This is a genomic window from Pseudarthrobacter sulfonivorans (assembly GCF_014712225.1).
Classification (GTDB): domain Bacteria; phylum Actinomycetota; class Actinomycetes; order Actinomycetales; family Micrococcaceae; genus Arthrobacter; species Arthrobacter sulfonivorans.
The window spans coordinates 37584-49406 of record NZ_JACXBW010000019.1 but is presented as its reverse complement, the minus strand read 5'-3'; the positions used below and the strand labels follow the sequence as shown (position 1 = coordinate 49406).

The following is an 11823-nucleotide window of genomic DNA, read 5'->3' as shown; positions in this document are numbered from 1 at the left end:
GTCAAGCGCTTAACGTTGCCGCACGTCAAGCGCTTAACTTTCCGCGCTGATCCTGCGGGCAGCGGAAAAGGCTCGCAGCAGCGGGGATGCGGGACAGCAGCCCTTCACTATGCCTTCGGACCCCGGCCGGGGTGGTGCCGGGAGGCGGACGTGCGTTGACCGCACTCCCCGCCTACTACGATCAAAGGATGGAATCCGTGGAACAGCAGCAGCAGCCCCTGCGTGCGCAACGGATCACGGCAGCCATGGTCGCTTCCCGCGCCGGCGTTTCGACGGCGACCGTATCCCTGGTGGCCAACGGCAAGACTGCCGGCCGGGTGTCGGAGGAGAACATCCGCCGGGTAACGGACGCGATTTCCGAGCTCGGCTACGTGGTGGACAGCGTGGGCAGCTCCCTGGCCAAAGGTGTCAGCTCGATCGTTATCCTGGTTGCCCCGGACATCTCCAACCCGTTCTTCGCCAAGGTGATCGCCGGTGTCCGCGAGTCGCTTGGGGCGGACTACCAGCTGCTGCTGTCCGTCACCGATGCCGGGGAGTTCCCGCAGGCGGCGGACGTGCGGAAACTGATGGCGCTGCGACCGGCAGGGCTACTGGTTGATGCCCCCAACGCCGGGTTCCTGGATGATCTTGCCGTCGGCGGGCCACTGGTGCTGCTCGACGCTCCCGGGATGGAGGCCTATGCGCCGTCGGTGAATCTGGACGTAGCCCACGGAGCCCGGGAACTGGCGGCGCATCTGGCAGCTGAAGGGCATCAAAAGATTGCCTATGTGGACAGCATCACCGGGACGGCGACGTTCGCCCTTCGCCGCGAAGCCTTCCTGGCGGAGGCCGCGCACCGCGGGATCACGGTGGACTCCGGTCACATCATCAGCACCACCATCGACGTCGGTGCGGCGGCGGCTGCCTTCGCCGCCGCCTGGCCGGAGTGGCAGCGCGAGGGCGTCACCGCCGTCGTCTGCGGTACCGACACGCACGCCTACGGCGTGCTGCAGGAAGCACGCGTGGCCGGCGTGCAGATCCCGGGCGAGCTGGCGATAGCGGGCTTTGATGATCTGCCGTACTCCGCCACCAGCAATCCGAGCCTGACCAGCGTGCACCTGCCCGCCACTCCGCTGGGGCTGAAGGCCGGCGAGCAGCTGCGCCGGCTGATGGAAGGCCGCGAGCTGAAGCAGCCGCAGCTGACGTTGGAGAGTTCACTGGTGGTCCGCAACTCAACGTCACCCCCCGCCCCCACGCCCGCCCCGGCCCCCACGCCTCCCGACCCCTCCCCGCCCCTAGGACGCTCTCTCACTTAATGCAGCTTTTCAGGCAACGCTCTATCACTCTCCTGAGGAAAGTGGTAGAGCGTTGCCGCTTTTCCTGCGTTAAGTGAGAGAGCGTCCTCACGGGAGTGTCGCACCCCCGCCGTAAGCTGGGTGCATGCCGAGTAACTGGGACAGCCTGGACGTCAGCCTCCGCGAATCCGTGCAGGAGAACGTGGAGATGTACGAGCGCGTCCGCCCTGCCCTGAAGCTGGTCACTCGTGATGTCCTCCTTATCCTGCGTGACATGATGAAGGACACCGAGGTCACGCCGCTGTTCGTCACAGGGCGCACCAAAACGGTGGAATCGTTCCGCGAAAAGATCTCCCGGATCGAGGAACCGCTGGAGCCCGGCGGGCCTCCGGTGCTGAAGTTCCCGGATCCGTTCCGGACGCTCAATGACATGGTGGGCATCCGCGTTATCACCAAACTGCCCGCCGAGAACGCGCTGGTGGCCAACATCATCAAACGCCAGCGCCAGGTCTTTGATTGCCGCGGTGACCGGGAGAAGGACATCGGCTCCATCGAGTCCGGCACGTACGGCTACTCCAGCCGCCACCTCATCCTGCGCACCATCCAGAACGAGGCCGTCAAGGAGTACCAGCAGGTCTTCAATCCGGACGTCCCGCCCAACGGCAGCTACTTTTTCGAGTGCCAGATCCGCACGGTTTTCGCGCACGCCTGGAGCGAGATTGAGCACGACATCCGCTTCAAGGCCGAGGATCCGCGCGCCTGGACGCCGCATTTCGACCGCCAGTTCACCGCCACCGCTGCCATGCTGGAAACCGTGGAGAGTGCGTTCGCGGACCTGCACGAGCGCTACGAAGAGGTCCGCAGCTACTGGGACATGGACGGTGAGGGCGCCGCCCAGCTCACCCCCAACCGGATCCGCGACGTCTGGCGCACGCTGCTGCCGCATGTGGACCGCAAGGTTGACGACGACTGGGGCTGGGCGGCGGAACTGATGGCGGCCCACGGCCTGAACCAGACCGTCCAGCTGGCTGGCCTGCTCAGTGCCCAGCGGATCACCGAGGTCCGCAAGGCCCTGGACCACCGCTACTCCCCCGGCCCGGACCGACTGCTGGATGACCTCCTGCTCTGGCAGTACGGCACCAAACATATTGACCTCACCGCGGAAGCGCCCGACGCCGTCCCGCACCCGCGGCGCGACAGCCTCCTGCGGCGGCTGAAACAGATTGAGCGCTACCGCCACGCCAAGGCCACATAACCTTTTCAGGCTCCAAAAAGAGACGCGTGCGGGGCCGCAGGATTACGGGCCACCACGGACCGTCAACTACCCTTGACTCATAGGGGCGGCTGTCATAAACGGACCCCCGATGCTTCCGGTTCCCGCCCCGCGGCACGATCCGGCACCCGTTTTGCCCCTCTCTGACAAGGATTCCGCCATTTCCACGGACGCATTCTTCGCCTCGCTCACCCGGATCCGCAACGTCATCCTGCCGGCACCCGTACGGTCCTGGCTGAACACTTCCCGCGGGCTGCTCACCGGCTTCATCCTGGTGCACCTCGGCTTCCTGATCTTCGGCGCCCTGCTGTCCCTCCGCGGCGAGGCGTTCAGTGACACCTTCATTTACCGTGACTGGGCTGCGGCCGGTTTCAACGAGGCGAACCTGACCGGCGGGCCGAGCCCGTGGGTGTACCCCATCCTGGCGCTGATCCCCATGGCGATCGCAGGGGCGGCCGGACCCGGACCGTTCTTCTTCCTTTGGGTGCTGATGACCACCCTCCTCAACGGCTGGGGCCTGGCCAAGCTGACTGACCGTGGCCGCAACCGGAAAGCGATCCCTGCGGGCTGGTGGTGGCTGATCTTCACGCTGCTGATGGGCTGGCTGGGGTTCGCCCGCGTGGACGGCCTCACGGCTCCGATTGTGCTGGTCGCTTTGGCCTACGGAGTGGGCCGGCCGTTCATCGCCTCGGTCATCCTCGCCGCAGCCACGTGGGTGAAGGTCTGGCCGGCCGCCGTGATGCTGGCCCTGTTCGCCGTGGTCAAGAACCGTCTGCTGGTGGTGCTGGCCGGTGTGGCGACGTCCGCGGTTGTGGTGGCCCTCGCCGCCGTCGCGGGCAGTGTGCCCAAGCTGCTGAACTTCCTGACCCAGCAGGGCGACCGGGGCATGCAGCTCGAGGCGACGTTCACCACCCCGTGGCTGTGGCTGTCCGTGCTGAACATCGGCGACTCCCGGATGTACATGAACACCGACATCAACTCGATGCAGGTGGACGGGCCCGGCACCGCCGTGATGTCCGTCCTGATGCAGCCGCTGCTGATCCTGGCGGCCCTGCTGGTGGCCGGCCTGACCTTCTGGGCCCTGCACAACGGCAAACTCAACCACGACGCCAATGGCGGCGGCGTGGACCGCACCGAACTGCTGCTCGCCGGAGCCCTTACGCTCACCACCGCCTTTGTGGTCTTCAACAAGGTGGGCTCGCCCCAGTTCATGGTGTGGCTGGCGCCCGCCGTCGCAGTGGGCCTGGCGCACAGCTGGCGTGAATGGCGGGTCCCCGCGGCCATGCTGATCGCCATCGCCGTGGCCACGTTCTTCATCTACCCGCTGTTCTACGATGCCCTGAGCCACAACAACCCGCTGATGGCCGGGGTGCTGACGATCCGCAATGTGCTCCTGGTGGTGCTGTTCCTGTGGTCCGTCCGGCGCCTGTACCTGCTGGGCAAAAAGGCTCCCGCCTCCGTCCCCGCGCTCAAGGAGTCCTGAGATTTCCGCGACGTTCTTCGACCGGCTGGTCAGTGTCCGCAGCAAGCTCCTGCCCGCGCGCGTAGTGGACTGGTTCGCCCGTCCGTCCAGCGTCTGGTGGGGCTTCGCGGTCATCCACCTGTACTTCCTGGGCTGGATGGCCTCGTTCTTCCTCAACGGCAACACCTTCAGCGACACCGAGCAGTACCGGCAGTGGGCCATGGACGGGTACAACCCGGACAGTCTCGACGGGAAGATCAGCCCCTGGGTTTACCCGGTGCTGGCGCAGATCCCGATCTTCCTCGCGAACATCGCCGGACCCAGCCTGTACCTGCTCTGCTGGTTCCTGATCATCACAGCCCTCAACGCCGTCGGCCTTGTGTACCTGACCCGCGGACCGCGGAAGGTGCGGGGCATTGCGCCGGCCTGGTGGTGGCTGTTTTTCACCGTCTTTATGGGGTACCTCAGCTTCGCCCGGGTGGAGGGCATCACGGCCCCCATCGTCCTGATCGCCCTGCTCTACGCGGCCCAACGCCCCGTGGTGGCGGGTGTGCTGCTGAGCGTCGCCACGTGGATCAAGGTGTGGCCGGCGGCCGTCCTCGTGCCGATTGTCATTGCCAGCCGGAAGCGGATCCAGGTGCTGGCCTCCGGCGTTGCGGTCACCGCCGTCGTAGGCCTGGGCACGTACCTTTCCGGCGGCCTGCCGCACATCATGGACTTCCTCACCAACCAGGGCGAGCGGGGCATGCAGCTTGAAGCCACGTTCTCCACGCCGTGGGTGTGGCTGAGCGTGTTCAAGATCGCCGGCTCTAAAATGGCGGACAACACGGCCATCAACTCCACCGAGGTCTACGGCCCCGGCGCTTCGGTGGCCGCGTTCCTGATGCAGCCGCTGCTCATCGTCGCCGCCGTGGTGGCCGCGATCCTGCTGGTGCGGGCGCTGAAGCGCGGCGCCGAGCGGGAGGAACTCTTCCTCGAAGGCGCGCTCATGATGACCACGGCGTTCATCGTGTTCAACAAGGTGGGCTCGCCGCAGTTCATCATCTGGCTGGCGCCCGTGATCATCGCGGGGCTGACCCACGACTGGGACCGCTGGAAGGTCCCGGCCGCGCTGCTGATGGGCATCGCCATGACCACGTTTGTGATCTACCCGCTGTTCTACACCCCGCTCATCCACGCCCACCCGGTGATGGCCGCCATCCTCACTACTCGCAACGTGCTCCTGGTGGTGCTGCTGTGGTGGTCCGTGAAGCGGACCGCGGAGCTCGGACGGAAGTCGACGGCGGTGCCGGAGGCACGGACGGCCTGAAGCGCCGACGGCCTGAGCGCGCAGTGGCGGCATTCAGTCCCGTAGTCAGACGCGGGACCTGCCTTGAAGGAAATGGAAGATCAAGACGACCACCGCCACAACCAAAAGAATGTGAATTAGCCCGCCGCCGATATTGCCGAGCAGGCCCAGAAGCCAGAGAACTGCGATGATGATGGCTATCCAAAGCAACATGAGATTCTCCTTCGTTTCGCTTAGCCAAGGGCTGACCCGGGCCTAAGCACCACTCGGTATCGCGTGGTGCTTATCACCATATTTCAGAATTGGGTCACTGGAAATGGCAAAACAATAAGCAATTTTGCGGCGGTCATCCGACATGCCGGCAGGAGATTTCCTCGGGGCCTGCCTCCGGGCCGGGGCCGGGGTCGGCCGTGCCCGCGCGGCTGATCTATCCCGGCTGGGATCTTTGGGGCCGGTGTTCTGCGATCAGGCCGGCGGCCATCCGCCGGGCCCGGCGGGCGGACAGCTTGTCGCCTTCGGCCGCGGCGATAATTGAGCCCTTCATGAGGATGTGCCAGGAGAGGGCGAACGCCTCTGAGTCCTCCAGGCCGGCCTCATCGGCCAGGAGCCGGACCTGCTGGCGGATCCTGGCCAGGTATTCCATGCTCGCCTTGCCCAGAGGGTGGGCCGCCCCCATTTCCAGCAGCACTTTCACGAAGGAACATGCTTCGAAATCCTCGTCCTGGAACCACTGGTCGTAAACGTCGAAAATGGCCAGCAGCTGGTCCTCGGGGTTCTGCGCCCTGCTTCGGGCCTCCGGGACGACGGATCCCATCATCCACAGCTCGTCACGCCGCTTCAGGAAGGCCAGCACCAGATCGTCCTTCGAGGGGAAGTGCCGATAGAACGTGGCCTTGGCCACGCCTGACGCGCGGATCAGCTCGTCGACCCCGACATCGCGGATCCCGCGGCGGGAGAATAATCCGTAGGCTGCCACCACAATGCGGGTATGCACGTCATCAGCTTCAAGGTTGTCGGCGAGCGTCCTCATGCCAGCGAATTCTACCTTCGCCATACAAGATTCGTCCGTGCATGCCGGCATATGGCGAATGGGCTGCGACCACCCGGTCATGGCTACACCCTGCCCGCAACGAACTCCTGGTGGTGCTGCTCCTGCGTGTGATCGCGTAGTACCCAGGTGCCGGTCGCGCCTGTTTGGGTGTGTACCTTGGGCCGATGTAGATGTGGCGGGCGATCCGTAGCGTGAAAGAGCAAGGCGGGGCCGTACAAGGTGACGACCCCGTTCCTCAACACGGAATCGAGACTCACCCATGGCTTCCCGCTCAAGACGCTACGTTTACCCCGTTCTCTCGGTCGGGTTGTTCCTCTTCACGGTGGCCCTGCTGGCTTTCGCCGGCGCTTGGAAGGCGGATGCGGAAAGTCACGTCCGGCCATCAGCACAGGACTTCAAGGACCGGCCGGCAAATCGTCCTTCCTCCTCAGGCCCGACAGTTGTAGCGGTTGTCCTGGGTTCCTCAGGCACCGTGGGGAGCGATGTCCTGGCCCCCTACGAAGTGTTTGCCAGCTCCCCGCAATTTTCCGTCTATACCGTCGCTGCCTTGACGGGCCCTGCCCCCGTTGACGGAGGCCCGGCGATAGTTCCCACGTACACGTTCGACGACGTTCGGTCGGGTACCGCCCGACGGCCGGACGTGGTGGTTGTTCCGGCTGTCGGAGCCCCGGAGGGCGCTGAGGAGGCCGCCATGCGCGACTGGATCGTGGAACAATCCGGTCGCGGCGCCCGCATACTGGGCGTCTGCAGCGGATCGATGGTTCTGGCCGGGACTGGTCTCCTCAACGGGCATGCAGCGACAAGCCACTGGTCCCGTCTCGGTGCCCTCAAGCAGAGCCACCCCGAGGTCCAGTGGACGGGAGGTTTGCGGTTTGTTGAGGACGGTATGATCACCACTACCGCCGGAGTATCGTCCGGCATCCCGGGTGCGCTGAAGGTCATGGCGGACCTGGCAGGCGTTGACGAAGCCGAACGTGTCGGCCGCCTTATGAACTACCCGGACTGGTCCGCCGCGGCGTCACCGGCGATACCGGTCCAGTCCTTCACCGCTGCGGACTTTCCCATCGGGCTCAACGCCCTCGTCCCCTGGCTTCGGCCGACGATCGGGCTCGGGCTCGTCAACGGGGTAGGCGAGACCGATGTCGCCAGCGCATTCGAGGTCTACAACATGTCCCTCGCCGCCCGGTTGGTGGCGGTTGCCGCCGCGGAGACAGTCACCACCAAGCACGGCATGGTTCTCCTGACCGTCCCTGAACTGGAGGCACCTCCGGTGGATCGGGTCATCGCCCCCGGCGCGGCCAGGGACCAGGATATTGACCCGCAGCTACGGGCCTGGGCCGCATCCCGCGGTGTGCCCGTGGATGCCTTGGGCGGTTCGGACGCGAAGCCCGGCTTCGATGCCGCCCTCGAATATCTGGCGCGGCAGGCCGGCCGCGACACCGCCCTGTCGGCCGCCAAGATGATCGACTATCCCGCCGCGCATCTGAATCTTCCGACCGGAGCCTCCTCTGCCCGGGTCCCTGTCCTTCTGGTTCTCGGCCTGCTGGCCGCCATTTTCATCGCATCTCTCCCGGCTATGATTCGAACCGCCATCCGCCGCCGAACGCTTCAGGGACCGCCCGCGTTGTCACTATCCATGCAGCAGACGAAGTAAGGACGCTGATGCACTCCATGATCGGTAGAGTCCGGAGCATGACCGAGACGGGGGACGCTGCACGCCTGGCAGCTTTGCCGGGACCGGCCTTGACGTTACCGGCTTCGCCGTCCGAGCCACCACAGCGGGACGGGCGCTCCCGCCTGAGCTTGACCGATCTCCTTGTCGCCGCCTCATACACGGTGCCTGCAATGGCGGCAGCCATCGTTTTTCACCAGGGGGAGCCGGAAGGCCTGGTCCTCTCCGGGCTCGCCGTGGTGATTTCCGGCACCGCGCTGTTGTTTCGACGTCGAGCTCCGATGGTTGCCTTGGGCGCCACCGCCGGCATCATGCTGATAACGTTCCCGCTCCCAGCGAGCTTCGCCGCCGTATCGACAGCCATGGCGCTGTATGCCGTCGCCGTCTACCGGCCGGCGCGGCGCGCCGTACTTGGCCTGTTGGGGACCTGCGCCTTCCTCCTTCTCGGTGCGGTTCTCCTGCCCCGCTCGATGGATCCCGCTCAGTCCGTCCAAGCGATGGCTGCGTTGGTAATAGCGGTACTGGCCGGCCTGAACGTGCGCACGCGGCGCGCTTATGTGGCCGCCCTCAGGGACCTCGCCGACCGGCTGATGCGTGAACGGGAGCATCTGGCCAGCATCGCGGCGGCCGCGGAGCGCAACGCCATCGCGCGGGAAATGCACGACATCGTGTCGCACGGATTGGCTGTGATGATCTCGTTGGCACACGGTTCGGCGGAGATCGCCTCCACTGATCCTGCCCGCGCCGTCCAGGCCATGCGGCAGGTCGCAGAGACGGGGCGCTTAGCGGTGACGGATATGCGCCGGATGCTTGGCGTCCTGCACGATGGCGACGGCGGGCAGTGGCCCGGTGCGGTGGCGCCTTCCCCGGGCGTGGGCGACGTGCCTGCACTGATGGAACTCTTCCGCTCAGCCGGCCTCCCGGTGGTCCTACATTCGACCGGGGTCCCTCCCGCCGACCCCGGGATCCAGCTGGTTAGCTACCGGGTCGTCCAGGAAGGGCTCACCAACGCACTGAAGTACGCGAGGGGAGCAACAGAGGTCACCGTTGACGTCGCGTTCGCCGCGGCGGCGACCACGGTGTCCATCACCGACGACGGGGTACGGACGGCCGTGGCCGGCGAGACCATCGGGCGTGGCATCGAGGGAATGCGGGAGCGCGTTGCACTCTACGGCGGCACCGTGAACGCGGGCCCGCTCCCTTCCGGCGGGTGGCGCGTGGACGCCCGCATCCCATCGCTTAAAGAAGCATCATGCTAGCCGCCCCGTCCACGCGGCCCGTTCGGGTGCTGCTGGTTGATGACCAGATACTCGTTCGAATGGGATTCCGCATGGTGCTGGACGCTCAGGACGGGGTCGAGGTGGTTGGCGAAGCCGCTGACGGCAGGATCGGCGTCGACATGAGCCGCCGCCTGGCGCCGGACGTGGTCTTGATGGATGTGCGGATGCCGGACACGGACGGCATAACCGCGACCCGGCTGATTGTCGACGAGTGCCCGCAGTCACGGGTCATCGTCCTCACCACGTTCGATCAGGACGAGTATGCGTTCGCGGCACTCCGGGCCGGCGCCAGTGGCTTTCTGCTCAAGGATGTCGGGCCCGCGGAGCTGCTCGCGTCCATCAGAGCCGTCGCCGCAGGAGACGCCGCCATTTCCTCCAGGGTCAGCCGCCGCATGCTGGATCTCTTCGGCCAAAGGCTCCCCTCCGGTCCGCCCTCCGGAGGCGACGAAGCAGTAGCGGCCCTGACACCGAGGGAGCTGGAGATTCTCCTGGCCATCGCCGCCGGCCGCACAAATACCGAGATCGGGGAAGATCTCTTTGTGGCGGAATCAACGGTGAAAACCCACGTCGGACGCATCCTGATGAAGCTCGGGCTGCGCGACCGCGTACACGCCGTCATCTTCGCGTACGAACACGGCCTGACGGGCCATCGCCGGACAAACTGACTGGTGCCCGAAGGGCAGCAGCGTGGCCGTTCCGTCTGGTGGCCAAGAGTGCCAAGAATCGAGCTCCGCCCGCTGCCTCAGCTCCTCGCCGCCCGCTGTTCCTGCAGCCAGCCCCAGGCCCGCCGGGCCCAGTCCAGAGGCTTGCCCTCGATCAGCAGCTTCCGCGTGTGGATGTCCAGGACCAGCAGGTAGAACGTGAACAGCAGCGCCGTCACGAACGCCAGCGAGGACGCGCTAATCGGCAGCTCCACAAAGGACCAGACCGAAAGCTGGTCCTGCGCCCCGAACACCACAAAGAACGTCACGCCCACGTACAGGCACCGGATCTGCCAGTCGTTCCGGATGCCCGTCACCGCCAGGAACGGCAGGAACCAGAGGATGTACCAGGGCTGGATGATGGGTGAAAGCATCACGACGGCGGTGAACGCCAAAGCTAGCCGGCGCACCGCCCGCGAGTAGTCGCCGCGGAACATCAGCAGCAGGACCAGGCCGATCGCCGCCCACTTCATCCCGGTCCGCAACAGGTCCGCAAACGTGCCGCCGGGCAGCCCCAGCACGTTGCCGAGGAACTCAACCTGCTGCCCCAGGAACCCCGACGGCGAATAGCCCGTGTACCCCGGCGTCGGGTCCATGATCGCCCACACCCAGCCCAGACCAAGGTTGTACGGGATGCCGCTGAGGACCAGCACGCCAAAGCTGATGCCCGCCGTCGCGCCCCACATCAGGAACTTCCGCGTCCACGACGCGGCAGGACCGGCCCACATGACCCCGATGAAGGGGAGCAGCAGGACGGTGATCGGTTTAATCCCGATGGACGCCGTGACCAGTAATATGCCGGTGAGGTAATGCTTCGTCGCGGCGAAATAGACACCGGCGACGGCGAGACCCACCATGAGTGCGTCGTTGTGCGCGCTGGCCACGAAGCTGATCAGGAAGAGGGGGTTGGCCACCGCGATCCACAGTGCCCGGGCGCCGTTGATGCCGTGCAGTTCGGCGAGCTTCGGGACGTAGATGACGCAGAGGACCACCCCGACGCCGGCGAGCAGCCGGAACAGAAAGACGGAAGCGTCAGGCTGGGCCCCGGTCAGCCCCACCACACCGCGGGCCAGCCACAGGAAGTACGGCCCGTAAGGCGTCCTGTTTTCGGCCCAGGCGGGGTCCGCACCAAGGGAGAACCAGTTGCTGAGCGTGGAGATGCCCACCTCGTATGGGTTCTGCCCCTCCATGACCAGCCGTCCCTGCCCCGTGTAGGCATAAACGTCGCGGGAAAAAATCGGGACGGCAAGCAGGAGGGGGAAGGACCACGCGGAGATGGCGATCACCACCGACCGCAGGGAATGCTCGCCCCAGTCCCCCAGGCGCTGGCCCAGCCGCAGCCAGGAGCGCATCAGCAGCATGGCTCCCACCGTGAGGAGGACCGTGGAAAGGGTGACGCCCCAGCCCTCGGTTCGCAGCGCGATGACCACCGGCTGGCGGATCATGGGTGAGCCGTTGGCGATCCAGCCCGTCCCGATGGAGCCCACGAACATCATCAGGGCGCCGAGGAACCCCTGCCAGATGGCGATGTAGGCGCGGCGCTTGGACGGCGGCGCGGCGGCGGGCGCAGCGGACTTCAAAAGCTCTGTCCCGGCCGGCGTCTTTTTCGACGGGCCCGGGAAAGTCTCCGAAGTGCTCAGGTGCGAACCGCCTGCCGTCATGTCTGTGTGGTCCCCTACTTACGTTACGGCGCTGGCCGGACCAGCTATGGGCCGGTCTACAACCACGCCATTTTAGCAGTTGGGATGCGGCGTGCCCCAGACTGGTAGGGGCGGACGCGCACTCTCATTTCCTGAGGAAGCTGCGCGCGGCCCATCATTCC

10 protein-coding genes are annotated in these 11823 nt (G+C 65.9%); 7 read left to right on the top strand and 3 right to left on the bottom strand.

The window, feature by feature from the left end:
* The first annotated feature begins 188 nt into the window (after positions 1–188).
* The 4 genes from IAQ70_RS19555 (at position 189) to IAQ70_RS19540 (ending at position 5318) form a co-directional block, all read left to right on the top strand.
* Complete coding sequence (locus tag IAQ70_RS19555) at positions 189–1295, top strand: LacI family DNA-binding transcriptional regulator (RefSeq protein WP_190991432.1); 1107 nt, start codon at positions 189–191, stop codon at positions 1293–1295.
* A gap of 124 nt (positions 1296–1419) precedes the next feature.
* Entirely contained in the window at positions 1420–2529 is a 1110-nt protein-coding gene (locus IAQ70_RS19550) for a GTP pyrophosphokinase (protein WP_190991354.1), read from the top strand.
* 178 nt (positions 2530–2707) lie between these two features.
* Positions 2708–4030: a glycosyltransferase family 87 protein gene (locus IAQ70_RS19545; RefSeq protein ID WP_317983718.1), complete on the top strand. Its 1323-nt coding sequence runs from the start codon at positions 2708–2710 to the stop codon at positions 4028–4030.
* Between the two features lie 64 nt (positions 4031–4094).
* Positions 4095–5318, top strand: coding sequence for a glycosyltransferase 87 family protein (locus IAQ70_RS19540; RefSeq protein ID WP_190991350.1), 1224 nt, complete (start codon positions 4095–4097; stop codon positions 5316–5318).
* A gap of 45 nt (positions 5319–5363) precedes the next feature.
* Here IAQ70_RS19540 and IAQ70_RS19535 read toward each other — a convergent pair whose 3' ends face one another.
* Together IAQ70_RS19535 and IAQ70_RS19530 are read right to left on the bottom strand one after the other, a co-directional pair.
* The gene (locus tag IAQ70_RS19535; RefSeq protein ID WP_190991348.1) at positions 5364–5510 is read right to left on the bottom strand and encodes a lmo0937 family membrane protein; all 147 of its coding nucleotides are present in this window, start codon (positions 5508–5510) and stop codon (positions 5364–5366) included.
* 214 nt (positions 5511–5724) lie between these two features.
* Positions 5725–6327, bottom strand: coding sequence for a TetR/AcrR family transcriptional regulator (locus IAQ70_RS19530; RefSeq protein WP_190991346.1), 603 nt, complete (start codon positions 6325–6327; stop codon positions 5725–5727).
* A 280-nt stretch (positions 6328–6607) separates the two neighbouring features.
* On the opposite strand from IAQ70_RS19530, the gene IAQ70_RS19525 reads away from it, so the two are divergent.
* From IAQ70_RS19525 to IAQ70_RS19515, 3 genes are read left to right on the top strand one after another with little or no spacing between them, the layout of a single operon-like run.
* Positions 6608–8002: a DJ-1/PfpI family protein gene (locus tag IAQ70_RS19525; protein ID WP_190991344.1), complete on the top strand. Its 1395-nt coding sequence runs from the start codon at positions 6608–6610 to the stop codon at positions 8000–8002.
* Positions 8003–8040: 38 nt separating this feature from the next.
* Positions 8041–9279, top strand: a complete 1239-nt coding sequence (locus IAQ70_RS19520; RefSeq protein ID WP_190991342.1) for a sensor histidine kinase — start codon at positions 8041–8043, stop codon at positions 9277–9279.
* Positions 9273–9965, top strand: coding sequence for a response regulator (locus IAQ70_RS19515; protein WP_190991340.1), 693 nt, complete (start codon positions 9273–9275; stop codon positions 9963–9965). The genes IAQ70_RS19520 and IAQ70_RS19515 overlap by 7 nt, the downstream gene beginning before the upstream one ends.
* Before the next feature lie 77 nt (positions 9966–10042).
* Here IAQ70_RS19515 and mptB read toward each other — a convergent pair whose 3' ends face one another.
* Entirely contained in the window at positions 10043–11662 is a 1620-nt protein-coding gene (mptB, locus tag IAQ70_RS19510) for a polyprenol phosphomannose-dependent alpha 1,6 mannosyltransferase MptB (RefSeq protein WP_190991338.1), read from the bottom strand.
* Between the last annotated feature and the right edge of the window lie 161 nt (positions 11663–11823).

Excerpts from the sequence above, each read along its gene's own strand:
- IAQ70_RS19520 (WP_190991342.1), top strand. The coding sequence starts at position 8,041 with ATGACCGAGACGGGGGACGCTGCACGCCTGGCAGCTTTGCCGGGACCG.
- mptB (WP_190991338.1), bottom strand. The coding sequence starts at position 11,662 with ATGACGGCAGGCGGTTCGCACCTGAGCACTTCGGAGACTTTCCCGGGC.
- IAQ70_RS19535 (WP_190991348.1), bottom strand. The coding sequence starts at position 5,510 with ATGTTGCTTTGGATAGCCATCATCATCGCAGTTCTCTGGCTTCTGGGC.
- IAQ70_RS19530 (WP_190991346.1), bottom strand. The coding sequence starts at position 6,327 with ATGAGGACGCTCGCCGACAACCTTGAAGCTGATGACGTGCATACCCGC.
- IAQ70_RS19550 (WP_190991354.1), top strand. The coding sequence starts at position 1,420 with ATGCCGAGTAACTGGGACAGCCTGGACGTCAGCCTCCGCGAATCCGTG.
- IAQ70_RS19555 (WP_190991432.1), top strand. The coding sequence starts at position 189 with ATGGAATCCGTGGAACAGCAGCAGCAGCCCCTGCGTGCGCAACGGATC.
- IAQ70_RS19515 (WP_190991340.1), top strand. The coding sequence starts at position 9,273 with ATGCTAGCCGCCCCGTCCACGCGGCCCGTTCGGGTGCTGCTGGTTGAT.
- IAQ70_RS19525 (WP_190991344.1), top strand. The coding sequence starts at position 6,608 with ATGGCTTCCCGCTCAAGACGCTACGTTTACCCCGTTCTCTCGGTCGGG.